Consider the following 26,048-nt stretch of genomic DNA (forward strand, 5'->3'; position numbering starts at 1 on the left):
ATTAAAACTATTGATATTCTGATATAAGAACTAAAGATTAGGGTATTGGAATGAAAATAGCGGTTGCCGGTACGGGGTATGTCGGGCTCTCTAATGCGATGTTGTTAGCCCAAAACCACCAAGTTGTTGCACTTGATATTATAGAAAAAAAAGTTGAGCTTCTTAACAACAAATGCTCACCTATTGTAGATAAAGAAATTGAAGATTTTCTTTCTAATAGAAAACTAGACTTTACTGCTACCACGGATAAAGCGTTTGCCTACAAAGGGGCCGATTTTGTTGTTATAGCAACGCCAACGGATTATGACCCACAAACCAACTACTTTAATACTGCTTCTGTTGAAGCGGTAATTAAGGACGTGATGACCATTAATCCGAACGCAGTCATGGTGATTAAATCTACGGTACCTGTGGGCTACACTGCACGTATTAAGCAAGAGTTTGGTTGTGAAAACATTATTTTCTCGCCAGAGTTTCTTCGCGAAGGCAAAGCACTTTATGATAACTTGTATCCTTCTCGTATTATTGTTGGTGAGCGCAGTGCGCGTGCTGAGACATTCGCCAACCTTCTCGTTGAAGGAGCGATAAAAGAAGATATCCCAGTCCTGTTTACTGACTCTACAGAAGCAGAAGCGGTTAAGTTATTCTCAAATACTTACCTTGCGATGCGCGTAGCTTATTTCAATGAGCTAGACTCTTACGCTGAGGCACATAATCTTGATTCTCGCCAAATTATAGAAGGTGTTGGCTTGGACCCGCGTATTGGTAACCACTACAACAACCCTTCGTTTGGATATGGCGGTTATTGTCTGCCAAAAGATACCAAGCAACTTCGTGCAAACTATCAAGATGTCCCAAACAGTATTATTGGGGCCATAGTGGAAGCCAATCGAACTCGTAAAGACTTTATTGCTGAGTCTATTCTCAAACGAGAACCTAAAGTGGTAGGGATCTACCGTTTGATAATGAAAGCCGGCTCGGATAATTTCCGAGCTTCTTCAATTCAAGGCATCATGAAGCGTATCAAGGCAAAGGGCGTTGAAGTGGTGGTGTATGAACCAGTACTTCAGGAAGACGAGTTCTTTAACTCACGTGTAATCAACGATCTGAATGAGTTTAAACAAAGTGCAGATGTGATTGTTTCTAACCGTATGGTTGAAGAACTTGCTGATGTTGCTGATAAAGTTTATACGCGAGATCTATTTGGTAGTGATTAGACTTTAGTTACGATGATAGTGTGTAATCTAATACACAAACAAAAAGGGATGCATGATGCATCCCTTTGTTATTTCGACTCTGAGTAAAAACGAGATTAAGCTTTTGCTTTTGCCGCTGCTTTAGCGATTGCCGCGAAGCTTTTCGCGTCTAGAGAAGCGCCGCCAACTAGAGCACCGTCGATGTCTGGTTGTGAGAAGTAAGCTTCAGCGTTTTCTGGCTTAACAGAACCACCGTATTGGATGATTACTTGTGCTGCAACTGCTTCGTCTTTCGCTGCGATTAGTGCGCGGATAGAAGCGTGGATGCGTTGTGCATCTTCAGCTGTTGCTGCTTTACCAGTACCGATAGCCCAGATTGGTTCGTAAGCGATGATTGCGCCGTTTAGAGCTTCAACACCGTAAGTGTCGATAACTGCGTTGATTTGACGTGCACATACAGCTTCAGTTTCGCCAGCTTCGTTTTGCGCTTCAGATTCACCGATACAGAAAACAGGTGTTAGGCCGTTTTCTTTTAGGAAGTTGAATTTCTTAGCGATAAACTCGTCAGATTCGTTGTGGTATTCACGACGCTCTGAGTGACCGATGATGATGTGAGTAGCACCGAAATCTTTCAGCATTTCTGGAGACATATCGCCAGTGAACGCACCGCTGTTGTTTAGGTCAGTGTTTTGAGCACCTAGGATGATCTTGTTACCGCCTTCAGCGATTACGCGCTCTGCTAGGTCGATGTAAAGTGCTGGTGGAGCGACTGCTACGTCAACACCTTCAACGCCTTCAAGCTCAGCGTTAAGACCAGTTAGCAGCTCAGTTACCATTGCTTTGCTGCCGTTTAGTTTCCAGTTACCCATCACTACAGGACGACGCATAGGAATATCTCCCTTATCTTTAATGTAAATAGTCAATTAATGTAAAAAATCTACGTAGGAATATAACAGAATAATGTGAACAGATCATGATTGGCGTCATGTCTTGTCCGGCTTTCTTTACTGATTCGACCAAGCATCGATCCTGTTATTTTTGTCAAAAGCAATCGATTGGTGATCACGTAGACAGAATGATAGTTCATTCCTCGGAAATTGCTGCTGAGATTGGTATTACTACGCGCTGGAATTAATTGTTGTAGAAAGGAATCAAAATGCCAAATCTCGTTTTAGAGTATTCAAACTCGGTGGAAGAGCGCGTCAACATTCAGGGATTGCTGGAGGATTTACATAAAACGGCGTTAGAGAGTGGTCTTTTTGAGCTCGCGTCAGTGAAATCTAGAACGCTCAGGTGCCACAATTGGTTAATTGGGGAAGAGGGCGATAGCCTCGACTTTATCCATATCAACTTTGATTTGCTATCTGGCCGCTCCCAAGAACAAAAGCGAGAGCTGTCACGAGCCTTGATGGCGACACTTCAAGAGCAAGCCAGTCACGTGCACAGCTTAACGGTCAATATCCGAGACATGGACGTAGACAGCTTCCAGAAGGTAGTGAATTAGGTTGAACCGAGTTTCTTGAGAGCAGTGAGCAGGGTTAAGTATCGTTAGATGCAGGGTACTGAAAGCTAATAGGCCTTATCGAGCGTTTATCGTTGCTTGAGCTTAGTCTCGCTCTGCTTGTTATAACGGCACTATTGGCGCTTACACTGCAGGTGTACTTTCCAAACCATATCGACTCGGCTAATCTATAACCTTTCTATTTTGGGGTAAAATTTGATGTCGACTAAAGAGTTACTGTTTTCTTTTCAAGGACGTATAAACCGTAAAACCTACTGGATTTGGAACGTCATTTACTATGTCTCTATTCTAGGTTTTGGTTCTGGAATCAGTAAGCTATTTCCTACTTTCTCCTATTTACTTCTCCCTATTTTCTTGGTGATTTTGTTAATCCCTGATTTGGCGATCACCACCAAGCGTTGGCATGACCGCAACAAATCAATCTATTGGCTAGCACTTAATATTCCGCTGATTATCGGACGAATCGCTACGCCAATGACCAGCCCTGTTGCACAAGAGCCGTCGACACCGCAAATGTTCGTTGCATCCATTTCTCTGATTTGTGGTTTATGGATTCTAATTGAATGTGGCTTCTTAAAAGGAACATCAGGACCAAACCAATATGGCCCTGAGCCGGAGTAATCGCTTCAAGTATCGTGCGTGCTGAAAGTAGATTCTTAGTCTCGCTAAGGCTCGCTAGAATGACGAACGCTTTTGACCTAGAGCTTATTAAAGTCACCGTCATTTGAACAACGAGGCACGAGTGTGATTCAGAATCTACGCGCAGAGTGCTCCGAGTTTGAAATAAACTGCCTGAGCTTGCGAATTACAATGGAAAAGTAACAGCGAATCATGAAGGAGAATGAATCATCGATAGGACACCTTGCGTTTATATCCTAACGTCAAACAACAACGCCGTTCTTTACATTGGTGTTACCAGTCAGCTGCCTCAAAGAATATGGCAGCATAAAAACGGAGTAGTTGAGGGATTTACCAAGAAATACAACGTTCATAAGCTCGTTTACTTTGAGTTATTCGAAGATATGGCAACTGCCATAAACCGAGAAAAGCAGCTCAAGCAGTGGAAGCGTGAGTGGAAGTTAGCCTTGGTAAGAGAAACGAACCCTAACTTTCTCGATCTATCTACTGAGTATCAGTAAAAATCGTCCCTATCTTTAAACGCATTTAAGCTAACCACATCTGCTTTTTGAGTCGGTGCCGTTTCCCCTTGTAGCGCAGCTCTGAACTTCACGACCTGCTTTTGTAATTCGTTCATCAATACCACATTGGTGTGGTGAGGGTTTTTACACGTGCTGATGACCCTATCGATGTGGCTTTGCTGAGCCCACAGCCTTTCTTGCATGTTTTCTGATGCGCTTTCGATCATCTCTTTTGCCATGTCATGACGAAATTGCTCAAAAGCTTCTGGATCTCGCTCTGCCATTCGAACCATTTCATCGAATGGCGGAAGCGTTTGAGAAGAGTAGTGACGTAGAGTAGACATCAATGTTCTCCAAATCCTTATGGAAATTGCTTTTAGTTACTAAAAGCCTATACCACTAGAAAGAGGAGAGAGGATGATTTCTTCAGCCGTCTCATTTATAAGAGAAGCTTTCAGGCTTGAGACTGAATAAGTGCGGCATGTCGATGTTTGTTTGTGGTGGTTACTGCAGTTGTTGGATGCGGTACACGCAGCGTCTTTGACCGCTAATGATGTGTTCGGTGCGCTCTATTTTGGTGTCACGTCCAAGTAAAGACTGAAAAACGCTCAATTCCGATTGGCACAAGCTTGGGCAGCGAGTTGCGGCTTTACAAATCGGGCAGTGATTTTCGATCAAGATAAATCCGTTCTCATCTTGCTCAAGCTCGGCCATATAGCCTTCTTGTTCTCTTAGTATCACAAGAGTTTCTAGTTTGCTTTGCAGAGAGTCGCATTGCTCAAGATGCTGCCGATAACTTTGTAACGTGAGTTTTTCTCTTTCCGATGTGACTTTGTCCAGTCCATCTTTGCCAAAAATATGTTCGACAGCTTCTATAAACTGAATGGTCAGCTCACCGTGACGGTCAGCAAATTGCTCATGACCTTTTTGAGTGAGAGACCAATGACGAGCAGGTCGACCTACTTTGACTTTGACGTCATGAATAGACAGGATGCCATCATCTTCTAAACTTTGTAGGTGCTGACGCGCCCCCATGGTTGTCATACCTAGCTCAGAAGAGAGTTGTTTTGCAGTGACGGACCCATCACGCTTAACGATTTGCAATATCCTATCTACGGTCTTCATATACCCACCATTTATACGTCAGTACATATTATGCGCGATAGGGTTAGTAAAGAAAAGTGTTGACTTAGTTTGAGTGGGGATCTGTTGGGTCTATGTTCATGCGAACCAATATATATCGCCACTCTGAACAGCGAGAAATGAGTGTGCTTCAGAATCTATCGTTCGGTTGTGCAATGATTATGGTGAGAGGGAGAGAATAGGAGTTTGCTGTTATTAGATTCTTAGTCTCGCTGGAGCTCGCTAGAATGACGAGCTCTTTTGATTTTGAGCTTGCTGTGGTGACCGTCATTCTGAACAACGAGGAACGAGTGTGATTCAGGATCTATTGCTTGGTTGTGCGGAAAGAAAGGCTCACACTCAGATTGAGCGAGAGCCTCACACAATGCTTAAAGAATAATATCACGCACTTCTGGATCTTTACGATCTAGGTAGTGAGTCGACTTAATGCGACGAATAGTACGGCATCGACCACGTACGAGAAGCGTTTCTGTGGTTGCGATATTGCCTTGGCGAGAGATGCCTTCTAGCAAGTCACCTTTAGTAATGCCTGTTGCTGAGAATACCACATTGTCGCTACGGGCCATGTCTTCCATTTTGAGGACAACATTCGCTTTTACGCCCATTTCATCGCAGCGTTTTAGTTCGTCTGCGCCGTAAATGCGGTTTTCTTCAGTATCGCCTTTTACTTCGTGACGAGGAAGCAGGCGACCGTGCATGTCACCGTCTAGTGCTCGAATTACCGCTGCTGATACTACCCCTTCTGGCGCGCCGCCAATACAGTACATCATGTCCACTTCACTGTCTGGCATACAAGTCAGAATAGAGGCAGCCACGTCACCATCAGGCACCGCAAAGACACGTACGCCCATTGCTTGCATTTCTGCAATAACGTCATCGTGGCGAGGTTTCGCAAGGGTAATAACGACTAAGGTATCAAGTGGTTTGTTCAGGGCTTTTGCTACGTTCTCTAGGTTCTCTTTTAACGGCTTTTCTAAGTCAATCACGCCTTTTGCACCAGGGCCAACAACCAGTTTTTCCATGTACATATCTGGCGCTTTAAGAAAGCTGCCTTTCTCACCTGCGGCAAGTACGGCTAGTGCGTTTGATTGTCCCATTGCCGTCATACGCGTCCCTTCAATCGGGTCGACTGCAATATCTACTTCATCACCACCAATACCAACTTGCTCACCAATGTATAGCATTGGAGCATCATCGATTTCACCCTCACCAATGACAATTTCACCACTGATATCTGTTTTGTTCAGTAGGGTGCGCATAACTTCAACAGCTGCGCCATCGGCTGCATTTTTATCGCCACGGCCAAGCCATTTGTAACCAGCCAAAGCTGCACCTTCAGTCACACGGGAAAATGCCATAGCTAAATCGCGTTTCATGATGTCTCCAAGTAAGCAAGAGGGAAGAAGAATTTGCGCGGCGATTCTATCACAACGTAGGGTAAACGTTTGCCTTTTTGCGGAGCTTTTACTTTATCTAACTTGAATTTGATCAATACTTAGGGCGATTTTCAGCGTGGCGGGAGGCAAAATCCTTGCTCAAAAATGCTTCGGCGATAAGAAAAGTCAGCGTTTAGTGAGATTGCGCCGATTTTTTGACCGAATGATGCGAAATATCGAATATAGTGAGTGTTTCTCATCGCGACGCTGAGTAGAATGAACCTCATAGGTAAGGTGCAAGCGAATGCTCGCGCATCGTCCCAACGGAATAACAATAGGTAGGCCAAGATGTCTTTTGAAGTACTAGAACAACTAGAATCGAAAATTCAAACTGCAGTTGACACAATCACTCTTCTTCAGATGGAAGTCGAAGAGCTGAAAGAAGATAAAGCAAAACTTGCGGAAGAAGCGAACGAGCTTCGCTCTCAACGTGAAGAGCTAGAGCAAAAAGCACAGCAAGCACAACAAGAGCACGCGCAATGGCAAGAGCGCATTCGTGCACTACTTGGCAAAATGGACGAAGTGGAATAATTCGGCTTCTTCATTCCAAATTAAAAACACCCGCGTTAAGCGGGTGTTTGTGTTTTGGGCAAGTTGAAAATCGTTGGGACAAGCTCGATTCTGATAGCCAAGAGAAGGTCCTATAACTTAGGTACCTAAGACTCGTTATTCTTCTTCATCCAACTCTAAATCAATATTCAATGGCTCAGGCGACAGGATGATCCCAGTGCTATCAGCATAAATATAATCTTCAGGTAAGAAGCTGACGCCGCCAAAGTTGACTGGTACATCTAATTCGCCGATACCCTGGCTGGTCGCTCCAACAGGAATAGAGGCGAGGGCTTGAATGCCTAAGTTCATATCTTCAAGTTCATCTACTTCACGAACACAGCCGTAAACGACAATGCCTTCCCACTCGTTTTCTTCCGCAATGGTTGCGATTTCTGCATCGATAAGGGCTTTACGTAGGGAACCGCCACCGTCAATTAACAAAACGCGACCAAGTCCATCTTGCTCTAATGTCTCGCGGATCAACGAATTATCTTCAAAACACTTGATGGTGGTGATTTGCCCGGCAAATGAAGCGCGACCGCCAAAATTACTGAACATTGGTTCAACCACATCTACCTGATCGAGGTAGATATCACAGAGTGCTGAGGTATTGTATTCCATAGCGTACCTTTCTAAACAGAAATTGGTTGTCTTTGAGTATATCTAGGCATTAAGTCAATGCAATGACAATCCTTTTTTAACTTACTAGAGTTTGAGCTACCACAATTGTTGCAAACAAAACGTTGGTGACTAAAGAGCATTTCACGATGACTGGCATCATTGGTGCTATCTGAGCGGGCTTTTGTGTATGCCAAACCGCTTTACCATGATCGGCCACGAAATAAATACTAAGTAAAAATGGCAAGCTAATCCAAACGGGTTTGTCTTGAATTAACAAGTAAGCCGCAAAGGCAAGGATAGCTCCGCCAAGTAAGATAAAGTGGTACTGCTTAGCTTTACGTTGACCCAAGCGTACTGCGACCGTGCGTTTACCACACTCTCGGTCGTTCTCTATATCACGCATATTGTTGATGTTGAGTACTGCAACGGCGAGTAAACCGCAGCCTAGAGCAGGTAAGAATAGCGTGGTATCTACGTGACCAGTATGCAAGAAATAGGTACCGGATACGCCGAGTAGACCAAAAAACAAGAAAACTGAAATATCGCCAAGCCCCACGTAACCGTATGGTTTGCTACCCATGGTATAAGCAATGGCTGCGAGAATGGCCAAAATTCCCAGCCCGATAAAAGTGACAATGCTTTCTAGTGAGCTTAGTGAATAGAAAACTAACACTAAGCCAGAAATGGCGGTCAGAACGATGTTAAAGATAATCGCCTGTTTCATTTGTTTCGCACTTACCGCGCCAGACTGCATCGCTCGTAATGGGCCAAGGCGTTTGTCGTTATCTGTACCTTGAACGGCATCGCCGTAGTCGTTTGCCAGGTTGGACAGAATTTGCAGCAACGTCGCGGTTACGAAAGCCATGATGGCAATTGTCAGTGAAAAATGACCCGCCGAGTAGGCGAGCACGCTACCCGTTAAGATAGAGACTAACGCCAGAGGTAGTGTTTTTGGGCGAGCGGCTTCAAGCCAGATCTGTAGAGATTGTTTCATGGAAATTTCGTGCTAGTAACCAATGTGCCCAGTATAAGCACAAAGAGGCAGATACGCTATTGACCTAAAACAACTCAACTAAAAGTCAAAGGGTGAAGGAGAAGGAAAGCAGTTTCGATATTTGAGGCGATAAAATAGCACTCTTTTTGGAAAGTGAAGGTGCGGAGAACGCTGCTATTAGATTCTTAGTCTCGCTGGAGCTCGCTAGAATGACCAGATCTTTTGATTTAGATGTTGTTTAAGTGACCGTCATTCTGAACAACGAGGAACGAGTGTGATTCAGAATCTATCGTCCGGTTGTGCAGTGGTGAAGGTGAGTTGGAAAGAATAGGCGTCTGCTGTTAGCAGATTCTTAGTCTCGCTTGAGCTCGCTAGAATGACCAGATCTTTTGATTTAGATGTTGTTTAAGTGACCGTCATTCTGAACAACGAGGAACGAGTGTGATTCAGAATCTATCGTCCGGTTGTGCAGTGGTGAAGGTGAGTTGGAAAGAATAGGCGTCTGCTGTTAGCAGACGCCTACTCTCGCTTGAGCTCGCTAGCATGACCAGACCTTTTGATTTAGGTGTTGTCACAGTGACCGTCATTCTGAACAACGAGGAACGAGTGTGATTCAGAATCTATCATCCGATTGTGCGGTGGTTAAGGTGAGAGATGAAGAGTAGACGTCTGCTGTTAGCAGATTCTTAGTCTCGCTTGAGCTCGCTAGAATGACCAGGCCTTTGATTTAGCTGTTGTCAAAGTAACCGTCATTCTGAATAACGAGGAACGAGGTGGTTCAGAATCTATCATCCGATTGTGTGGTGGTTAAGGTTAGTGGGAAAGAATAGGGTGTGCTGTTACTAGATTCTTAGTCTCGCTTGAGCTCGCTAGAATGACGAGATCTTTTGATTTAGGCGTAGTCAAAGTCACCGCCATTCTAAACAAAAAGCCCAGAAACAAGGCTCTGGGCTTTGGTGGGATAGATTACGATTAAAGAATAAAGCGGCTTAGATCTTCATCTTCAATCGTGTCGCCTAGGCGCGCTTTCACATAAGCGGCATCAATAACAAACTTCGCGCCAGATTGCTCCGCCGCGTCGTAAGAGATTTCATCCATTAAGCGTTCCATAACGGTGTGTAAGCGACGAGCACCGATGTTTTCTGTGCTTTCGTTGACCGTCCATGCCGCTTCCGCAATTTGCGTGATGCCATCTTCTGTGAACTCGATGTCCACATCTTCCGTTTTCATCAACGCAACGTACTGCTCTGTTAGAGAGGCTTTTGGCTCTGTCAGAATGCGTTTGAAGTCGTTGCTGCTTAGTGCTTCTAGCTCAACGCGAATTGGTAGACGACCTTGCAATTCTGGGATCAAGTCAGATGGTTTTGCCACTTGGAATGCACCAGATGCAACAAACAGAATGTGGTCTGTTTTTACCATGCCGTGCTTGGTTGATACCGTGCTGCCTTCAATCAATGGAAGTAGATCGCGCTGAACACCTTCGCGTGAAACGTCTGGGCCTGAGCTCTCACCGCGTTTACAGATCTTGTCAATCTCATCGATAAATACGATGCCGTTGTTTTCAACGTTGAAAATCGCTGCTTCTTTTAGCTCTTCTTGGTTAACCAATTTCGCTGCTTCTTCTTCCGCTAGCGCTTTCATCGCGTCTTTGATTTTCAGCTTACGCTTTTTCTTAGTATCGCCAGCCAGGTTTTGGAACATGCCTTGCAGCTGGTTGGTCATCTCTTCCATACCTGGGGGCGCCATGATCTCTACGCCCATTTGTGGTGCGGCTACGTCGATTTCAATTTCTTTATCGTCTAGTTGGCCTTCACGCAGTTTTTTACGGAAAATCTGGCGAGTGTGAGAAGACTCTTCCGTTTGTTCTGCTTGACCCCAGCTATCACGTGCTGGTGGCAGTAGCGCATCAAGAATGCGTTCTTCCGCTTGCTCTTCAGCGCGGAATTTTACTTTTTCCATCGCTTGTTGATGCGTCATTTTTACCGCGACATCTGTTAGGTCACGGATGATGGTTTCAACTTCTTTACCAACGTAACCCACTTCGGTGAATTTTGTCGCTTCAACTTTGATGAAAGGGGCATTTGCCAGTTTTGCGAGGCGGCGTGCGATTTCAGTCTTACCAACACCAGTAGGACCAATCATCAAAATGTTTTTTGGCGTCACTTCGGCGCGCAAGCTTTCTTCAAGCTGCATACGGCGCCAGCGGTTACGAAGTGCAATCGCAACCGAACGCTTGGCTTTTTCTTGACCGATAATGTGGCGGTTCAATTCATGAACGATTTCGCGAGGCGTCATTTCAGACATATTCTTTCCTTACTTCGTTACGATTACGCGGTTGGTTTTTCAGGCTCTACCGTTGAGTCTAGCTCTTCTACTGTGTGGTGGTGGTTGGTGAAGACACAAATATCACCCGCGATGTTGAGGGCTTTTTCCGCGATCTCACGAGCATCTAGATCTGTGTTTTCTAGTAGGGCGGTTGCTGCAGCTTGTGCGTAAGCACCACCAGAGCCAATCGCAATCAGGTCGTGTTCTGGCTGTACGACATCACCATTACCGGTAATGATTAACGATGCGGTTTCGTCGGCAACGGCAAGTAAGGCTTCGAGCTTGCGCAAAGCACGATCGCTACGCCAGTCTTTGGCTAGCTCAACTGCCGCTTTGGTTAGGTGACCTTGGTGCATTTGCAGTTTGCTTTCGAAGCGCTCAAAAAGGGTGAAGGCATCCGCAGTACCGCCGGCAAAGCCCGCTAGTACTTGGTTGTTGTATAGGCGGCGAACTTTGCGCGCATTACCTTTCATTACGGTATTGCCTAGAGATACTTGGCCATCACCCGCGATGACGACTTTATTATTTCGACGTACAGATACAATGGTAGTCACAGTCGACCTCTTGATTATTTCTCTTTGGATTTAATTCAGTATATGGGGGAGGAGAAATGGGGATTCAAGGGGGCAAAAAGAAAGGCCCTAGGATCTTAGCTCCTAGGGCCTGAGTTTAAAGATTTTCTTTCCAAATCGCACACGGCTCGATTTTCGCGCGTTGCAGTTTATGACGGTCACGTTCTGCATCACGTTTGAACTTATACGGACCTAGCACCACGCGATACCATGAACTGCCTTCTTTCTTACGAATCTTGCTCGACATCCCTTGGAACGCGATTGCAAGCTTACGCTCTTCGGCTTGTGCCTGGGTTTTGTACGCGCCACACTGCATGATGTAAGGAATTTTAGAAACTTCAATTTCTTTGGCCACAACTTCAACTTCACGTTTCGGTAGTGACTCAACATATTCCCATTTTTCTTCTGGTGGTGGCGGCAAGTCTTTTTTCGGCTTTGGTTTGCTGACAGTGGTTGTTGGCTGCTTCACGACGGGTTGTTTAGGTTCTGGGTCGCTACTCAAAAGGTAAAGACCATAGCCAAAACCGCCCACGAGCAAGATAGCGAGCAGGCCACTGCGCCAAGGTTTTTTTCTTCTCGGCGGCTGTTTTTTTGTCGACTTTTTTGGGGCGCCTCGCCCCCGTCTTACATAATCTCTATTTGCCACGGTTATTTCTGGTCATCAAGGATTCTTGCAAATATGTTAATCCAGAACGAGTTGAGAAAACACCCTATTGATAGAATCTTGATAGCTAAAGCGCGACAACGCCCGAGTGTAGGAGTGTGTTTCTGTTCTCGCTTATATTTATTCGGGGATATACAAAAAGCAGGAGGGGTAAATAAAAAGCGGCGCCTTAGCACCGCTTTGGGGATGAATACCTAATATTTAGGTTAAGGGCGCTGTGGTGGCGCTGCACTTCCGCGAATGACGAGATTAGTTTCAAGCAGACGCGAGCCTGAATGCACGTCGTGGCCTTTTAACATCTCGAGCATCATTAGCATCGCTTGTCGACCAATCTCATAGCGAGGTTGAGAGATGGTGGTCAACGGTGGATCGCAGTACTGAGCGAAGTTAATGTCATCAAAGCCCACAACAGAGAGATCTTGCGGTACTCGTAAGCCAAGCTTTTTCGCTTCTTGAATTGCGCCGATGGCCATTGTGTCACAGTGACAGAAAATAGCCGTTGGTGGTTCTGGCAATTCGAGCAGTTTACGAACGGCTTTTGCTCCGCCATCAAAAGAGAACTCAGTAATGACACTATATTGTGGATCTTTATTGATGCCGGCACGGCGCAGGGCTTGTTGGTAGCCTTGCTGGCGGAACTGACACAATATTGCTGTATCTGGTCCAGAGATTTGAGCAATGCGTTTATGACCTAATTGAGTCAGGTAATTCACCGCTTCAAATGCAGAGGTCAGGTTATCAATATGTACTGTCGGAAGCTCTAGCTCTGGCGCAAATTCACACGCCATTACCATCGGAGGTAAGTTCTTTTGCTCTGGCTTACTGACATCGAATGGTAGATCTGTACCAAGCAGTAGCATTCCATCTGCCTGCTTAGTAAATACGAGGTTAACGAAAGAGCTTTCGCGTTTCTTCTGTTGTCCGCTATCACCCAGCAGGACTAGATAGCCATGTTCCATGGCTGCATCTTCAATACCGCGAATAATTTCAGAAAAATAAGGATCACAGATGTCGGGAACGATAGTAACAATGGTTTTTGATTCGTTTCTACGTAAGTTACGCGCTAATGAGTTTGGAGAATAACCCGCTTCAAGTACGGCATCTTCTACTCTTTTTCTCGTTGAAGAAGATACTTTTTCTGGGTTCATTAATGCTCGAGATACCGTAGCCGTAGACACTCCCGCAAGCTGGGCAACATCCTTCATTGTCGCCATAGTTTTTAACCTCTCGTTTATTTTTTTGCCAAGGTGACGTTATTCCGGTTTGAAATCATAGTAATCACGCTGAGTTAGAGCAGCGTTTGCTCTTCGCTCAGTTCGTGTTAACAAGTGGAAAAATGGATTCTTCACTGCGACATCAATTTGTGGGAATAGTCATTGTTTTAATCTAAGCCTGTGCGAACAAGTCACTTTAGACTTTTCTAATTTGGATAGTCTATTCATTTCTAAAGTGAAAGTTACGGTCTGTTTAACAAAAATTGCAATCCCGTCGTGATGCTCGTCACATTAAATGGTAATTCATTACATAGTTAAACGTTTGCTAGCTGAGATCTTGTGGCTCTATGTCTAAATTCCAGCGAACTTTCTTGGCATTTGGCAACAACTCAATAGCAGGTTTGGCACTGGTTAATAACTTTTGCATCAATGAACGATGCTGGGTTTGAAGTAACAGCTGCCAGCGGTATTTACCAGCCCGCTTGGCCAAAGGTGAAGGAGTGGGGCCTAACACCATGCAGGAATCATCGAACAGAGGGTGTGATTCTAACGTAAAGCGAACCTGACGCAGGAAGTCTTCAACTACCTCACTTTGGTTTGCTTCTGCTTTAAACAGAGTCAAGAAACTATAAGGCGGAAGCTGAGCCAGTTTGCGTTCTTCCAGAGCTGTCATAGCAAAGTGACGATAGTCTTTTTGAAGTAGGGCTTGCAGCAAGCTGTGCTCAGGATGGTGAGTTTGCAGGATCACTTCGCCAGGTTTACTTGCTCGGCCAGCACGACCTGCGACCTGAATAAACAGCTGAGCTAATCGCTCCGAAGCGCGAAAATCACTACTATACAAAGAGCCATCAACATCCAAAAGAGCTACGAGCGTTACATTTGGAAAGTGGTGCCCCTTAGCCAGCATTTGAGTGCCTATCAGTATTTGGTATTCACCTTTACGAATCGACTCAAGGGCATCTTCCAAGCTACCTTTGCGACGTGTGCTGTCTCTGTCGATGCGAATGGCTTTGTATTCTGGAAACAACTGAGCCAATTGTTGTTCGAGCTGTTCCGTTCCTACGCCGACGGTAACCAGTTGAGTTGAACCACACCCCTGACACTGATGAATGACAGGTTGTTGTGAACCACAGTGATGGCAGCGTATTTCGTTGCTGTAATGGTGGAACGTATAGTACGCATCACAGCGTTTACATTCTGCAATCCAACCACATTCATGGCACATCAAAGCGGGCGAGAAACCTCGGCGGTTAAGAAACAACATAACCTGATTGCCCATTTTTAAGTGTTTGCGCATTTCGGCAATCAGTTGGGCGGATAAGCCACTTTCTAAATACTGACCTTTTACATCTAACACTTTATTGGTGGTTGGCACGGCAGAGCCAGCTCGTTGGGTGAGTGTTAAATGGTGATATTTACCAGACAGTGCATTATGTAGGGTTTCTAACGCTGGCGTCGCTGAGCCAAGGACAATCGGCACTTGCTCTTTATGGGCGCGCATGACAGCAACATCACGAGCGTGGTAACGCAAGCTGTCTTGTTGCTTATAAGAGGAGTCATGCTCTTCATCAACGATAATAATCCCCAAATCAGCAAAAGGTGTCAGTAGGGCTGAGCGCGTACCAATGATGATCCCCGCGGCTTTATCGCGAGCCGATAACCAGGCGTTCAAACGCTCTGTTTCATTCAAACCGGAATGAATCACATCTACCGGGACATTAAATCGATGTTTAAAGCGGTTGATGGTTTGGGGCGTTAGACCGATCTCAGGTACTAAAACTAATGCCTGTTTCCCTTGCTCTAGGACGGGCTTGATAAGGTTTAAGTAAACTTCTGTTTTACCAGAGCCAGTTACCCCCTCTAATAAATAGCAAGCAAAGCCTGTTTGGCTATTTACGCTTGCAATAGCGAGTGCTTGTTCATGGTTAAGCTTTGGTTTCTCTACCGTGCACTCTACATTTTGACTCCATTTCGTAATAACCGGCTTTTTCTCGATACGCTCGACCCAACCTTTTTCTTCGAGATTTTTTAAGATGGTCGAGTTTACTTCTTGATCCAAGAGTTCTTGATGCGAGATTGGGCCGTTGACCATCATTTGGAGTGCACGCTGTTGTTTTACGGCACGCCCAAGCCCTTGCATGAGCTTATTTCTTCCTGCTTCTGTCAGTTGCCATTCTTGTAGCGTTGCAAAGTCGGCCGGTTTGCCTTTCCTCAGCGCGGCAGGCATTGCATTGTGTAGAGTGTCACCTAGAGGGTACTGATAGAACTGGCTGCACCAATTTAGCAGAGAATAAAGCGTCTCTGGCCATATCGGTTGGGAGTCTAATACCGCTTTGATTGGCTTAAGCTGCTCTTTAGGAAAGTCGGAGTGGTTCACCATTGCGGTGACGATGCCGACTAAGGTTTGGCGTCCAAAAGGTACGGAAACGCGTCCACCAATGATCGGAAACAGGTGCCCCGGAATGGCGTAATCAAATTGTTTGTCGAGCGGAACGGGTAATGCCACTCTAGCAATGGTTGGACGCATAAATTCTTAGCTATTAAAAAGAGGGAAAGGAAATGAGAGTCTATTAAAATCGGTATGGAAATTCGAGTAAAGCTATGTGATTCAGCGTGAATCGTGCCTCTATGATTAGTCTGGCTAAAAAAGTGGCGAAAAAGTTGCCAAATATGTTGATCCGAGCAATGTGATTCTTTACTATATCGCGCCTTGAGATATGGCTTCGGCAATTAGTTGATGCGGTATCCCATTTTATTATTAATTGCGTGTGGTGTGCGGCTTAGATTCGTATAGCGACACGGCCTACTATTGAGGTTATCCCATGAAAGCTGGTATCCACCCAGAATACAAAGCAGTAAAAGCGACTTGTTCTTGCGGCAACTCTTTTGAGTTCAACTCTACTCTAGGTAAAGAGTCTATCCACCTAGACGTATGTGACAAGTGTCACCCATTCTACACTGGTAAGCAACGTATCGTTGATACAGGCGGCCGTGTTGATCGCTTCAACAAGCGTTTCGGTGCACTATCAAGCGGTAAGAAATAATAGCAGCCGCTATTACGATTACAGTTTAGAAAAGGACGCTTCGGCGTCCTTTTTGTTTAATGGCTACCAAGCGAAGAGGAATGTATGGGGTTTGGAATATTCCCGATTATTTTTCACTCAGCGCTTGCAACCTAAAGTGTGATCTGTATAATGCAGCGCACTGGTTAAGCCAGTTGTGAACCAATGAGCAGTGAGGAGCGAGCAAATCTAAGGATTTGTGAGGTAATGTATACTCAGCTTATGTTCGCGGTTAATACAATTAGCTATCTTTTCTTCGGAAAAACTATCCTCAAAGGTGACTTTGGCATATAGGGATAGTTAATCGAAAATTAACTGACAATGCGTCCTAATCTTGGATGCTACGGTTTCACATAAATCAATCGGCATTCTCTCGTCTTGACGAGTTTGAGTGGCGATATTGTTTGTGTAATTTATTAAATTTGGAGCTCTGTCTCATGCAGAACCAACGTATCCGTATCCGCCTAAAAGCTTTCGATTACAAACTAATCGATGCTTCTACAGCGGAAATCGTTGAAACAGCTAAGCGCACTGGCGCACAGGTTCGTGGTCCAATCCCACTGCCAACTCGTAAAGAGCGTTTCACAGTTCTTATCTCTCCACACGTTAACAAGAAAGCACGTGACCAGTACGAAATCCGTACTCACAAGCGTCTAATCGACATCGTTGAGCCAACAGACAAGACTGTTGATGCTCTAATGCGTCTAGACCTTGCTGCGGGCGTTGACGTTCAAATTAGCCTAGGTTAAGGGAGATTAGAAGTATGATTGGTCTAATCGGTCGTAAAGTGGGCATGACCCGCGTATTTACTGAAGAAGGCGTTTCTATCCCAGTAACTGTTGTTGAGGTTGAAGCTAACCGTGTTTCTCAAGTGAAAACTCTTGAAACTGACGGCTACGCAGCAATCCAGGTTACAGCTGGTTCTAAGAAAGCTAACCGCGTAAACAAAGCTGAAGCAGGTCACTTTGCTAAAGCTGGCGTTGAAGCTGGTCGCGGTCTTTGGGAATTCCGTTTAGAAAACGGCGAAGAGTTCGAAGTTGGTTCAGAACTAACTGTTGAACTATTCAACGAAACTAAGAAAGTAGACGTTACTGGTACATCTAAGGGTAAAGGTTTCCAAGGCGCTGTTAAGCGTTGGAACTTCCGTACTCAAGATATGACTCACGGTAACTCATTGTCTCACCGTGCTCCTGGTTCTATCGGTCAATGTCAGACTCCAGGTCGCGTATTTAAAGGCAAGAAAATGGCAGGTCACATGGGTGCTGAGCGTGTAACGACTCAAAACCTAGAGATCGTACGTGTTGACGCTGAGCGCAACCTGCTTCTTATTAAAGGTGCAGTCCCAGGCGCAACTGGCGGCAACGTGATCGTTAAACCAGCTGTTAAAGCATAACGTCTCAGGAGTAAGTAATGGAACTAATGGTTAAAGGTGCCGATGCACTAACTGTTTCCGAAACTACTTTCGGACGTGAGTTTAACGAAGCTCTTGTACACCAAGTAGTTGTTGCGTACGCAGCAGGTGCTCGTCAAGGTACTCGTGCTCAAAAAACACGTTCAGAAGTTTCTGGCGGTGGCGCTAAGCCATGGCGTCAAAAAGGTACTGGCCGTGCGCGTGCTGGTACAATCCGTAGCCCAATCTGGCGTACAGGTGGTGTTACTTTTGCTGCGAAACCACAAGATCACAGCCAAAAAGTAAACAAAAAAATGTACCGTGGTGCTATGAAGAGCATTCTTTCTGAGCTTGTTCGTCAAGAGCGTCTAATCGTTGTTGATAACTTCTCAGTTGAAGCACCAAAGACTAAAGAGCTAGTTGCTAAGCTTAAAGAGCTTGAGCTAACTGACGCTCTAATCGTGACTAGCGAAGTAGATGAGAATCTATTCCTAGCTGCTCGTAACCTATACAAAGTTGACGCACGTGATGTTGCTGGTATCGATCCAGTATCTCTAATCGCGTTTGACAAAGTTGTAATGACTGCAGAAGCAGTTAAGCAAGTAGAGGAAATGCTAGCATGATCACTGAAGAGCGTATCCTAAAAGTTCTACGTGCACCGCACATCTCTGAAAAAGCAACTATGGCAGCTGAGAAAGCGAACACTATCGTTTTCAAAGTAGCTAAAGATGCGACTAAAAAAGAGATCAAAGCAGCTGTAGAAAAGCTATTTGAAGTTGAAGTTAAGTCTGTAAATACTCTTATCACTAAGGGTAAGACCAAACGTCAAGGTCTACGCCAAGGTCGCCGCAGCGACGTTAAGAAAGCGTACGTTACTTTGAAAGAAGGTCAAGATCTTGACTTCGTTGGCGGCGCGGAATAACAGGAGTAGTTAAAAATGGCTATTGTTAAATGTAAGCCGACTTCCCCTGGTCGTCGTCACGTTGTTAAAGTTGTTAACGCTGACCTACACAAGGGCAAGCCATACGCACCTCTTCTAGAGAAAAACTCTAAGAACGGTGGTCGTAACAACAAGGGTCGTATCACAGTACGTCACATCGGCGGTGGTCACAAGCACCACTACCGTGTAGTTGACTTCAAACGTACTAAAGATGGTATTCCAGCGACAGTTGAGCGTCTTGAATACGATCCAAACCGTAGCGCAAACATTGCTCTAGTTCTTTACAAAGACGGTGAGCGTCGCTACATCCTAGCACCTAAAGGTGTTGTAGCTGGTGATGTTATTCAGTCTGGTGTTGATGCACCAATCAAAGCTGGTAACACTCTACCAATGCGTAATATCCCAGTAGGTTCAACAGTACATAACGTTGAACTTAAGCCTGGTAAAGGTGGTCAGCTAGCTCGTTCGGCTGGTGCTTACGCTCAAATCGTTGCTCGCGACGGTGCGTACGTAACTATCCGTCTACGTTCTGGCGAGATGCGCAAAGTTCTTTCTGAAGGCCGTGCAACAATCGGTGAAGTTGGTAACTCTGAGCACATGCTACGTGAACTTGGTAAAGCAGGTGCATCACGTCATCGCGGTATCCGTCCAACGGTTCGTGGTGTTGTAATGAACCCGATTGACCACCCACACGGTGGTGGTGAAGGCCGTACTTCTGGTGGTCGTCACCCAGTATCTCCTTGGGGTATGCCTACTAAAGGCTTCAAGACTCGTAAGAACAAACGCACTGACAAGTACATCGTACGTCGTCGTAACAAGTAATCTATATAAAGAGGAATCGCCATGCCACGTTCTCTCAAGAAAGGTCCTTTTATTGACCTACACTTGCTGAAGAAGGTAGAGAAAGCGGTGGAAAGCGGAGACAAAAAGCCTATTAAGACTTGGTCCCGTCGTTCAATGATCATCCCTACGATGATCGGTTTGACCATCGCTGTCCATAATGGTCGTCAGCACGTACCAGTATTTGTAACTGATGAAATGATCGGTCACAAACTGGGTGAATTCGCACCAACACGTACTTACCGCGGTCACGCTGCGGATAAGAAAGCTAAGAAGCGCTAAGGAGTAAATAATGGAAGCAATTGCTAAACATAACTTTGCTCGCATTTCGCCTCAGAAAGCTCGCTTAGTTGCGGATCTAATCCGTGGTAAATCTGTTGACCAAGCTCTAGAAATCCTAACGTTCAGCAACAAAAAAGCTGCTGCACTAGTTAAGAAAGTTCTAGAGTCTGCTATCGCTAACGCGGAGCACAACGAAGGTGCAGATATTGACGATCTGAATGTCGCAAAAATCTTTGTAGATGAAGGCCCAACCATGAAGCGTATTATGCCTCGTGCTAAAGGTCGTGCGGATCGTATCTTGAAGCGTTCAAGCCACATCACTGTTGTTGTAGCAGATCGCTAGAGACTAGGAGAGTAAGCAATGGGTCAAAAAGTACATCCAAATGGTATTCGTCTAGGCATCGTTAAGCCTTGGAATGCTACATGGTTTGCTAACACCAAAGATTTCGCTGACAACCTAGACGGCGACTTCAAGGTACGTCAGTTCCTTACAAGTGAACTGAAAAAAGCGTCTCTATCACGTATCGTTATCGAGCGTCCTGCTAAGAGCATCCGTGTGACTATTCACACTGCTCGTCCAGGCGTTGTTATCGGTAAGAAAGGTGAAGACGTTGAGAAGCTACGCGCAGCTGTAGCTAAAATTGCAGGTGTACCAGCGCAAATTAACATCGCTGAAGTACGTAAGCCTGAACTAGATGCGCAACTTGTTGGTGACAGCATCGCGTCTCAGCTAGAGCGTCGTGTTATGTTCCGTCGTGCTATGAAGCGCGCAGTACAAAACGCAATGCGCCTAGGCGCTAAAGGTATCAAAGTGGAAGTAAGCGGTCGTCTAGGCGGCGCTGAAATCGCACGTTCAGAGTGGTACCGTGAAGGCCGTGTGCCTCTACACACTCTACGTGCTGACATTGATTACGCAACTTCTTCGGCTCACACTCAATACGGTGTGATCGGCATTAAAACTTGGATCTTCAAAGGTGAAATCCTAGGTGGTATGCCAGCAGCTAACGCTGTAGAGCCTAAAGGCGACAAGCCTAAGAAGCAGCGTAAAGGCCGTAAGTAAGGAGTCGACAGATGCTACAACCTAAACGTACTAAGTTCCGTAAGGTTCAGACTGGTCGTAACCGTGGTCTAGCTAAAGGTACTGATGTAAGCTTCGGCGAATTCGGTCTTAAAGCTGTTGGCCGTGGTCGTCTAACTGCTCGTCAAATCGAAGCGGCACGTCGTGCAATGACACGTCACGTTAAGCGTCAAGGTAAAATCTGGATCCGTGTGTTCCCAGACAAACCAATCACAGAAAAACCACTTGAAGTTCGTCAAGGTAAGGGTAAAGGTAACGTTGAGTACTGGGTAGCCCAAATCCAACCTGGTAAGGTTATGTACGAAATGGGTGGTGTACCTGAAGAATTGGCACGTGAAGCGTTCCGTCTTGCGGCACGTAAACTGCCTTTCAAAACTACATTTGTAACTAAGCAGGTGATGTGATGAAAGCACAAGATCTACGCGAGAAAAGCGTTGAAGAGCTTAACGCTGAGCTAATGAATTTGCTACGTGAACAGTTCAACTTGCGCATGCAAGCTGCGACTGGTCAACTACAGCAAACTCATACTCTGAAAGCTGTACGCCGTGATATCGCACGTGTGAAAACTGTTTTGACTGAGAAGGCAGGCGCATAATGAGCGAAGTAAAACGTACTCAACAAGGTCGTGTTGTTAGCGATAAGATGGACAAGTCTATCACTGTTGCTATCGAACGTTTCGTAAAACACCCAATCTACGGTAAATACGTAAAACGTACGACTAAAGTACACGCACATGACGAGAACAACGAGTGTGGCCTAGGCGACACAGTTGAAATCGCAGAGTGTCGTCCACTGTCTAAGACTAAGTCTTGGACTTTGGTAAAAGTTCTAGAAAAGGCGAAGATTTAATCTCGTTAATTCTATGAAACTAAAGCGGCTCCAAAATATTTTTGGAGCCGTTTATTTTTTGACTACCCAATCACAAAAAAGGGTGGTACAATTCGCGTCCCTTTTAAAGAGGCAGCCCGACCCGTGATGGGTCTAGTTATTAATATTTAGCGGAGCACTAACATGATCCAAATGCAAAGTATGCTGGACGCAGCTGATAACTCAGGCGCACGCAGCGTAATGTGTATTAAGGTTCTGGGTGGCTCTCACCGCCGTTATGCACATATCGGTGACGTCATCAAAGTTACTGTGAAGGAAGCAATCCCTCGCGGTAAAGTTAAAAAAGGTGATGTTCTGAAGGCGGTGGTAGTGCGCACCCGTAAAGGCGTACGTCGTCCTGACGGTTCTGTCATTCGCTTCGACCGAAATGCTTGCGTATTGCTAAACGACAATACTGAGCAACCAATCGGTACACGTATCTTTGGTCCTGTGACACGCGAACTTCGTGGCGATAAGTTCATGAAGATCGTTTCACTGGCTCCAGAAGTTCTGTAAGGAGCACGTAGAAATGGCAGCTAAAATCCGTCGTAATGACGAAGTAATCGTTCTTGCTGGTAAAGACAAAGGCAAGAAAGGTAAAGTAACTAAGGTTCTAGCAACTGGTAAAGTTATCGTTGAAGGTATCAACCTAGTTAAGAAGCATCAGAAACCTGTTCCAGCTATGGGTATCCAAGGCGGTATCGTAGAGCAAGAAGCAGCAATCGACGTTTCTAACGTGGCGATTTTCAACGCAGCTACTGGTAAAGCTGACCGTATCGGTTTCCGTTTTGAAGACGGCAAAAAAGTTCGTTTCTTCAAGTCTAACGGCGAAACCGTTTCTAACTAATAGAAGTAATTTGGAGTTCTACTATGGCGAAACTGCATGATTACTACAAGTCGTCTGTAGTCGCTGAACTGACCAAACAGTTCGGTTACACAAGCGTCATGCAAGTCCCTAGAATCGAGAAAATCACCCTAAACATGGGTGTTGGTGAAGCAATCAACGATAAGAAACTGCTAGAAAATGCAGCGTCTGATATGGCAACGATCTCTGGTCAAAAGCCACTTATCACAAAAGCGCGCAAATCTGTTGCAGGTTTCAAAATCCGTGAAGGCTACCCTATCGGTTGTAAAGTAACCTTGCGTGGCGAACGTATGTGGGATTTTCTTGAGCGTTTAATTAACATCGCTCTTCCACGTGTACGTGACTTCCGTGGTGTTAGCGCTAAGTCTTTTGACGGTCGCGGTAACTACAGCATGGGCGTTCGCGAGCAAATCATCTTCCCGGAAATCGACTTTGATAAAGTTGATCGTGTACGCGGTTTAGACATCACTATTACGACGTCTGCTGGTACTGATGAGGAAGGCCGTGCTCTGCTGGCTGCCTTTAACTTCCCATTCCGTAAGTAAGGTGAAGGGTTACTGTTATGGCTAAACAATCAATGAAAGCACGTGAAGCTAAACGTGCACAGCTAGTAGCTAAGTTCGCTGAAAAGCGTGCAGCGCTAAAAGCTATCATCAGCGATGTAAACGCATCTGAAGAAGATCGTTGGAACGCGGTTCTTACACTGCAATCTCTTCCACGTGATTCAAGTGCATCACGTCAGCGCAACCGTTGCAACCAAACTGGTCGTCCACACGGTTACCTACGTAAGTTCGGTCTAAGCCGTATTAAGGTTCGTGAAGCTTGCATGAAAGGCGAGATTCCGGGTCTTCGTAAGGCTAGCTGGTAATTGCCACTTAATCATTTGGAGTAAATCATATGAGCATGCAAGATCCGATTTCGGATATGCTGACCCGCGTTCGTAACGGTCAGGCAGCAAACAAAGTTGCTGTAAAAATGCCTTCTTCAAAGCTTAAAGTTGCAATTGCTGCACTACTAAAAGCTGAAGGTTACATCGTTGACTTCGCTGTTGAAGGCGAAGCAAAACCTGAGCTAGAAGTTACACTTAAGTACTTCCAAGCTAAACCAGTAATCGAGCAACTTAAACGTGTTTCTCGTCCAGGTCTACGTGTTTACAAGAAGAAAGATGAACTTCCTTCTGTAATGGGTGGTCTTGGTATTGCTATCGTTTCAACTTCCAAGGGTCTTATGTCAGACCGCGCTGCACGTAAAGCAGGTCTTGGTGGTGAAATCATCGCTTACGTAGCTTAATAAGGAGTAGACTATGTCTCGTGTTGCAAAAGCACCTGTCGCTATTCCAGCTGGCGTAGAGGTGAAACTAAACGGCCAAGAAATCACTGTAAAAGGTGCGAAAGGCGAACTAACTCGCGTTCTTAACGATGCAGTTGTAATCGCTCAGGAAGAAAATAACCTGACTTTCGGTCCTAAAGAAGGTGTTGCTAACGCATGGGCTCAAGCAGGTACTGCTCGCGCTCTAGTTAACAACATGGTTGTTGGTGTTACTGAAGGCTTTACTAAGAAGCTAACTCTTAAAGGTGTAGGTTACCGTGCTGCTATCAAAGGCAACGCTGTAGGTCTAACACTAGGCTTCTCACACCCAGTTGAGCACGAGTTGCCAGCGGGTATTAAAGCTGAATGTCCAAGCCAAACTGAAATCGTGATCACTGGTGCTGACAAGCAACTAGTTGGTCAAGTTGCGGCTGACATTCGTTCTTACCGTGAGCCTGAGCCATACAAAGGCAAAGGTGTTCGTTACGCAGATGAAAATGTGCGTACTAAAGAAGCTAAGAAGAAGTAAGGTAACACTATGGATAAGAAAGCATCTCGCATCCGTCGTGCTACACGTGCACGTCGTAAGATTGCAGAACTGGGTGCGACTCGCCTAGTTGTACACCGTACTCCTCGTCACGTGTACGCACAGGTTATCGCGGCTAACGGCTCTGAGGTTATCGCAGCAGCTTCTACTGTAGAAAAAGCGATCCGTGAGCAAGTGAAATACACTGGTAACGTTGATGCAGCTAAAGCAGTGGGTAAAGCTATTGCTGAGCGCGCTCTTGAGAAGGGCGTAACTGCAGTTGCATTTGATCGTTCTGGTTTCCAATACCACGGTCGAGTAGCGGCGCTAGCAGAATCTGCTCGCGAAGCTGGTCTGAAATTCTAAGGTAGGGTTGGAAGATGGCTAAAGAACAACAAGTTCAAGCGAATGATTTGCAAGAAAAGCTAATCGCAGTTAACCGCGTATCTAAGACGGTTAAAGGCGGTCGAATCATGAGCTTCACTGCACTAACAGTAGTTGGTGACGGTAATGGTCGTGTAGGTTTCGGTTACGGCAAAGCTCGTGAAGTACCTGCAGCGATTCAAAAAGCAATGGAAAAAGCGCGTCGTAACATGACTACGATCGCTCTAAACGAAGGCACTCTTCACCACCCAGTGAAAGGTCGCCATTCGGGCTCTAAAGTTTACATGCAGCCTGCTGCAGAAGGTACTGGTGTTATCGCAGGTGGTGCGATGCGTGCAGTACTAGAAGTTGCTGGTGTACACAACGTACTATCTAAAGCGTACGGTTCTACGAACCCTATCAACATCGTTCGTGCAACGATCGATGCACTAGGTAGCATGAAGTCACCAGAAATGGTTGCTGCTAAACGTGGTCTAACTGTTGAATCTATTTCGGAGTAAGAACACCATGGCAACTATTAAAGTAACTCAAACTAAAAGCTCAATTGGTCGTCTGCCAAAGCACAAAGCTACTTTGCGCGGTCTAGGTCTTCGTAAAATCAACCACACAGTAGAACTTGAAGATACTCCGTGTATTCGCGGTATGATCAACAAGGTTTACTACATGGTTAAAGTTGAGGAGTAATCAGAATGCGTTTGAATACTCTAGCACCGGCTGCTGGCGCGAAAACTTCTGCGAAGCGAGTAGGTCGTGGTATCGGTTCAGGCCTAGGTAAAACTGGTGGCCGTGGTCACAAAGGTCAAAAATCACGTTCTGGCGGCAGTGTTCGTCCAGGTTTCGAAGGCGGTCAGATGCCTCTGAAACAACGTCTACCAAAATTCGGTTTCACTTCTCGTAAGAGCCTAGTGTCTGCTGAAGTTCGTCTAGCTGAGCTAGCGAAAGTTTCTGGTGACGTAGTTGATCTAAACAGTCTTAAAGCTGCTAACATCATCACTAAGAACATCGAATTTGTAAAAGTTGTTCTTTCTGGTGAAATCAACAAAGCAGTGACTGTGAAAGGTCTACGTGTGACTAAAGGCGCTAAAGCTGCAATCGAAGCTGCAGGCGGTAAAATCGAGGAATAATCTC

38 protein-coding genes are annotated in these 26,048 nt (G+C 45.5%); 27 read left to right on the forward strand and 11 right to left on the reverse strand.

The window, feature by feature from the left end:
- Positions 1-50 precede the first annotated feature (50 nt).
- Positions 51-1,217, forward strand: coding sequence for a nucleotide sugar dehydrogenase (locus FKN08_RS13165; RefSeq protein ID WP_170892303.1), 1,167 nt, complete (start codon positions 51-53; stop codon positions 1,215-1,217).
- Between the two features lie 95 nt (positions 1,218-1,312).
- On the opposite strand, the gene tpiA is transcribed toward FKN08_RS13165, so the two are convergent.
- The gene (gene tpiA / locus FKN08_RS13170) at positions 1,313-2,083 is read right to left on the reverse strand and encodes a triose-phosphate isomerase (RefSeq protein ID WP_005384863.1); all 771 of its coding nucleotides are present in this window, start codon (positions 2,081-2,083) and stop codon (positions 1,313-1,315) included.
- Between the two features lie 269 nt (positions 2,084-2,352).
- Between tpiA and FKN08_RS13175 the strand changes: the two genes are divergently transcribed.
- The 3 genes from FKN08_RS13175 to FKN08_RS13185 all read left to right on the forward strand — a co-directional run bounded on the left by FKN08_RS13175 (position 2,353) and on the right by FKN08_RS13185 (position 3,857).
- The gene (locus FKN08_RS13175) at positions 2,353-2,700 is read left to right on the forward strand and encodes a 5-carboxymethyl-2-hydroxymuconate Delta-isomerase (protein WP_170892304.1); all 348 of its coding nucleotides are present in this window, start codon (positions 2,353-2,355) and stop codon (positions 2,698-2,700) included.
- Positions 2,701-2,916: 216 nt separating this feature from the next.
- Positions 2,917-3,339 (forward strand): DUF805 domain-containing protein, encoded by a 423-nt coding sequence (locus FKN08_RS13180; RefSeq protein ID WP_170892305.1) that lies wholly within the window; start codon positions 2,917-2,919, stop codon positions 3,337-3,339.
- Positions 3,340-3,566: 227 nt separating this feature from the next.
- Entirely contained in the window at positions 3,567-3,857 is a 291-nt protein-coding gene (locus FKN08_RS13185) for a GIY-YIG nuclease family protein (RefSeq protein ID WP_086046481.1), read from the forward strand.
- On the opposite strand, the gene FKN08_RS13190 is transcribed toward FKN08_RS13185, so the two are convergent.
- From FKN08_RS13190 to glpX, 3 genes are all read right to left on the reverse strand, one after another.
- Positions 3,851-4,201 (reverse strand): DUF3135 domain-containing protein, encoded by a 351-nt coding sequence (locus FKN08_RS13190; protein WP_170892306.1) that lies wholly within the window; start codon positions 4,199-4,201, stop codon positions 3,851-3,853. The two genes, FKN08_RS13185 and FKN08_RS13190, sit on opposite strands and share 7 nt — an antisense overlap.
- Before the next feature lie 160 nt (positions 4,202-4,361).
- A complete protein-coding gene (locus FKN08_RS13195; RefSeq protein ID WP_170892307.1) occupies positions 4,362-4,982 on the reverse strand; it encodes a metalloregulator ArsR/SmtB family transcription factor in 621 nt (206 codons plus the stop codon).
- A 386-nt stretch (positions 4,983-5,368) separates the two neighbouring features.
- Positions 5,369-6,376 (reverse strand): class II fructose-bisphosphatase, encoded by a 1,008-nt coding sequence (gene glpX / locus FKN08_RS13200; RefSeq protein ID WP_005383180.1) that lies wholly within the window; start codon positions 6,374-6,376, stop codon positions 5,369-5,371.
- Between the two features lie 348 nt (positions 6,377-6,724).
- Here glpX and zapB point away from each other — a divergent pair, with 348 nt between their 5' ends.
- Positions 6,725-6,967 (forward strand): cell division protein ZapB, encoded by a 243-nt coding sequence (zapB, locus tag FKN08_RS13205; protein WP_005379536.1) that lies wholly within the window; start codon positions 6,725-6,727, stop codon positions 6,965-6,967.
- A 135-nt stretch (positions 6,968-7,102) separates the two neighbouring features.
- Here zapB and rraA read toward each other — a convergent pair whose 3' ends face one another.
- From rraA to priA, 7 genes are all read right to left on the reverse strand, one after another.
- The gene (gene rraA, locus FKN08_RS13210; RefSeq protein ID WP_005397954.1) at positions 7,103-7,609 is read right to left on the reverse strand and encodes a ribonuclease E activity regulator RraA; all 507 of its coding nucleotides are present in this window, start codon (positions 7,607-7,609) and stop codon (positions 7,103-7,105) included.
- A 76-nt stretch (positions 7,610-7,685) separates the two neighbouring features.
- Complete coding sequence (locus FKN08_RS13215) at positions 7,686-8,603, reverse strand: 1,4-dihydroxy-2-naphthoate polyprenyltransferase (protein WP_005383178.1); 918 nt, start codon at positions 8,601-8,603, stop codon at positions 7,686-7,688.
- Between the two features lie 972 nt (positions 8,604-9,575).
- Positions 9,576-10,907 carry an HslU--HslV peptidase ATPase subunit gene (gene hslU, locus FKN08_RS13220; protein ID WP_170892308.1) on the reverse strand — a complete coding sequence of 444 codons (1,332 nt, stop codon included), beginning with the start codon at positions 10,905-10,907 and terminating at the stop codon, positions 9,576-9,578.
- A gap of 23 nt (positions 10,908-10,930) precedes the next feature.
- Entirely contained in the window at positions 10,931-11,482 is a 552-nt protein-coding gene (gene hslV / locus FKN08_RS13225; protein ID WP_005383176.1) for an ATP-dependent protease subunit HslV, read from the reverse strand.
- 115 nt (positions 11,483-11,597) lie between these two features.
- Positions 11,598-12,146 (reverse strand): cell division protein FtsN, encoded by a 549-nt coding sequence (gene ftsN / locus FKN08_RS13230; RefSeq protein ID WP_017820300.1) that lies wholly within the window; start codon positions 12,144-12,146, stop codon positions 11,598-11,600.
- Positions 12,147-12,370: 224 nt separating this feature from the next.
- Positions 12,371-13,399, reverse strand: coding sequence for a DNA-binding transcriptional regulator CytR (gene cytR / locus FKN08_RS13235; protein ID WP_254901949.1), 1,029 nt, complete (start codon positions 13,397-13,399; stop codon positions 12,371-12,373).
- A 304-nt stretch (positions 13,400-13,703) separates the two neighbouring features.
- Complete coding sequence (priA, locus tag FKN08_RS13240) at positions 13,704-15,905, reverse strand: primosomal protein N' (protein ID WP_152812848.1); 2,202 nt, start codon at positions 15,903-15,905, stop codon at positions 13,704-13,706.
- Between the two features lie 295 nt (positions 15,906-16,200).
- On the opposite strand from priA, the gene rpmE reads away from it, so the two are divergent.
- From rpmE to rplO, 22 genes are all read left to right on the forward strand, one after another.
- Complete coding sequence (gene rpmE / locus FKN08_RS13245) at positions 16,201-16,422, forward strand: 50S ribosomal protein L31 (protein WP_005379546.1); 222 nt, start codon at positions 16,201-16,203, stop codon at positions 16,420-16,422.
- 455 nt (positions 16,423-16,877) lie between these two features.
- Complete coding sequence (gene rpsJ / locus FKN08_RS13250; RefSeq protein ID WP_004410492.1) at positions 16,878-17,189, forward strand: 30S ribosomal protein S10; 312 nt, start codon at positions 16,878-16,880, stop codon at positions 17,187-17,189.
- A gap of 14 nt (positions 17,190-17,203) precedes the next feature.
- Entirely contained in the window at positions 17,204-17,833 is a 630-nt protein-coding gene (gene rplC, locus FKN08_RS13255; protein WP_005379555.1) for a 50S ribosomal protein L3, read from the forward strand.
- A 17-nt stretch (positions 17,834-17,850) separates the two neighbouring features.
- Positions 17,851-18,453 carry a 50S ribosomal protein L4 gene (gene rplD / locus FKN08_RS13260; protein ID WP_005379556.1) on the forward strand — a complete coding sequence of 201 codons (603 nt, stop codon included), beginning with the start codon at positions 17,851-17,853 and terminating at the stop codon, positions 18,451-18,453.
- Entirely contained in the window at positions 18,450-18,752 is a 303-nt protein-coding gene (gene rplW, locus FKN08_RS13265) for a 50S ribosomal protein L23 (RefSeq protein WP_004398471.1), read from the forward strand. Before rplD ends, rplW begins: the two co-directional genes overlap by 4 nt.
- 15 nt (positions 18,753-18,767) lie before the next feature.
- Positions 18,768-19,592 (forward strand): 50S ribosomal protein L2, encoded by an 825-nt coding sequence (gene rplB / locus FKN08_RS13270; RefSeq protein ID WP_005383168.1) that lies wholly within the window; start codon positions 18,768-18,770, stop codon positions 19,590-19,592.
- 21 nt (positions 19,593-19,613) lie between these two features.
- The gene (rpsS, locus tag FKN08_RS13275; protein WP_004394525.1) at positions 19,614-19,892 is read left to right on the forward strand and encodes a 30S ribosomal protein S19; all 279 of its coding nucleotides are present in this window, start codon (positions 19,614-19,616) and stop codon (positions 19,890-19,892) included.
- Positions 19,893-19,902: 10 nt separating this feature from the next.
- Positions 19,903-20,235: a 50S ribosomal protein L22 gene (gene rplV, locus FKN08_RS13280; RefSeq protein ID WP_005383164.1), complete on the forward strand. Its 333-nt coding sequence runs from the start codon at positions 19,903-19,905 to the stop codon at positions 20,233-20,235.
- A gap of 18 nt (positions 20,236-20,253) precedes the next feature.
- Positions 20,254-20,952, forward strand: coding sequence for a 30S ribosomal protein S3 (gene rpsC / locus FKN08_RS13285; protein WP_005383161.1), 699 nt, complete (start codon positions 20,254-20,256; stop codon positions 20,950-20,952).
- An 11-nt stretch (positions 20,953-20,963) separates the two neighbouring features.
- Positions 20,964-21,374, forward strand: coding sequence for a 50S ribosomal protein L16 (gene rplP, locus FKN08_RS13290; RefSeq protein ID WP_005379577.1), 411 nt, complete (start codon positions 20,964-20,966; stop codon positions 21,372-21,374).
- The gene (gene rpmC / locus FKN08_RS13295; RefSeq protein WP_005379576.1) at positions 21,374-21,565 is read left to right on the forward strand and encodes a 50S ribosomal protein L29; all 192 of its coding nucleotides are present in this window, start codon (positions 21,374-21,376) and stop codon (positions 21,563-21,565) included. The genes rplP and rpmC overlap by 1 nt, the downstream gene beginning before the upstream one ends.
- On the forward strand, positions 21,565-21,819 hold the full coding sequence (gene rpsQ / locus FKN08_RS13300; RefSeq protein ID WP_005379575.1) for a 30S ribosomal protein S17: 255 nt from the start codon (positions 21,565-21,567) through the stop codon (positions 21,817-21,819). The genes rpmC and rpsQ overlap by 1 nt, the downstream gene beginning before the upstream one ends.
- 162 nt (positions 21,820-21,981) lie before the next feature.
- Positions 21,982-22,353 carry a 50S ribosomal protein L14 gene (rplN, locus tag FKN08_RS13305; protein WP_004410450.1) on the forward strand — a complete coding sequence of 124 codons (372 nt, stop codon included), beginning with the start codon at positions 21,982-21,984 and terminating at the stop codon, positions 22,351-22,353.
- 13 nt (positions 22,354-22,366) lie between these two features.
- Entirely contained in the window at positions 22,367-22,684 is a 318-nt protein-coding gene (gene rplX, locus FKN08_RS13310) for a 50S ribosomal protein L24 (RefSeq protein WP_005379574.1), read from the forward strand.
- Between the two features lie 23 nt (positions 22,685-22,707).
- Positions 22,708-23,247: a 50S ribosomal protein L5 gene (gene rplE / locus FKN08_RS13315; RefSeq protein WP_005379573.1), complete on the forward strand. Its 540-nt coding sequence runs from the start codon at positions 22,708-22,710 to the stop codon at positions 23,245-23,247.
- A 17-nt stretch (positions 23,248-23,264) separates the two neighbouring features.
- The gene (gene rpsN / locus FKN08_RS13320; protein ID WP_012841173.1) at positions 23,265-23,570 is read left to right on the forward strand and encodes a 30S ribosomal protein S14; all 306 of its coding nucleotides are present in this window, start codon (positions 23,265-23,267) and stop codon (positions 23,568-23,570) included.
- Positions 23,571-23,599: 29 nt separating this feature from the next.
- On the forward strand, positions 23,600-23,992 hold the full coding sequence (rpsH, locus tag FKN08_RS13325; RefSeq protein ID WP_005379572.1) for a 30S ribosomal protein S8: 393 nt from the start codon (positions 23,600-23,602) through the stop codon (positions 23,990-23,992).
- A gap of 13 nt (positions 23,993-24,005) precedes the next feature.
- A complete protein-coding gene (gene rplF / locus FKN08_RS13330) occupies positions 24,006-24,539 on the forward strand; it encodes a 50S ribosomal protein L6 (protein ID WP_005392377.1) in 534 nt (177 codons plus the stop codon).
- A 9-nt stretch (positions 24,540-24,548) separates the two neighbouring features.
- Complete coding sequence (gene rplR, locus FKN08_RS13335) at positions 24,549-24,902, forward strand: 50S ribosomal protein L18 (protein ID WP_005379568.1); 354 nt, start codon at positions 24,549-24,551, stop codon at positions 24,900-24,902.
- 14 nt (positions 24,903-24,916) lie between these two features.
- A complete protein-coding gene (gene rpsE / locus FKN08_RS13340; RefSeq protein ID WP_004745894.1) occupies positions 24,917-25,420 on the forward strand; it encodes a 30S ribosomal protein S5 in 504 nt (167 codons plus the stop codon).
- A 7-nt stretch (positions 25,421-25,427) separates the two neighbouring features.
- Complete coding sequence (rpmD, locus tag FKN08_RS13345; RefSeq protein ID WP_005379565.1) at positions 25,428-25,604, forward strand: 50S ribosomal protein L30; 177 nt, start codon at positions 25,428-25,430, stop codon at positions 25,602-25,604.
- Positions 25,605-25,609: 5 nt separating this feature from the next.
- Positions 25,610-26,044 (forward strand): 50S ribosomal protein L15, encoded by a 435-nt coding sequence (gene rplO, locus FKN08_RS13350; RefSeq protein ID WP_005383155.1) that lies wholly within the window; start codon positions 25,610-25,612, stop codon positions 26,042-26,044.
- The last annotated feature ends 4 nt before the right edge of the window (positions 26,045-26,048 follow it).

Source organism: Vibrio sp. 1-2 (7-a) (assembly GCF_013048515.1).
Taxonomy (GTDB): Bacteria; Pseudomonadota; Gammaproteobacteria; order Enterobacterales; family Vibrionaceae; genus Vibrio; species Vibrio diabolicus.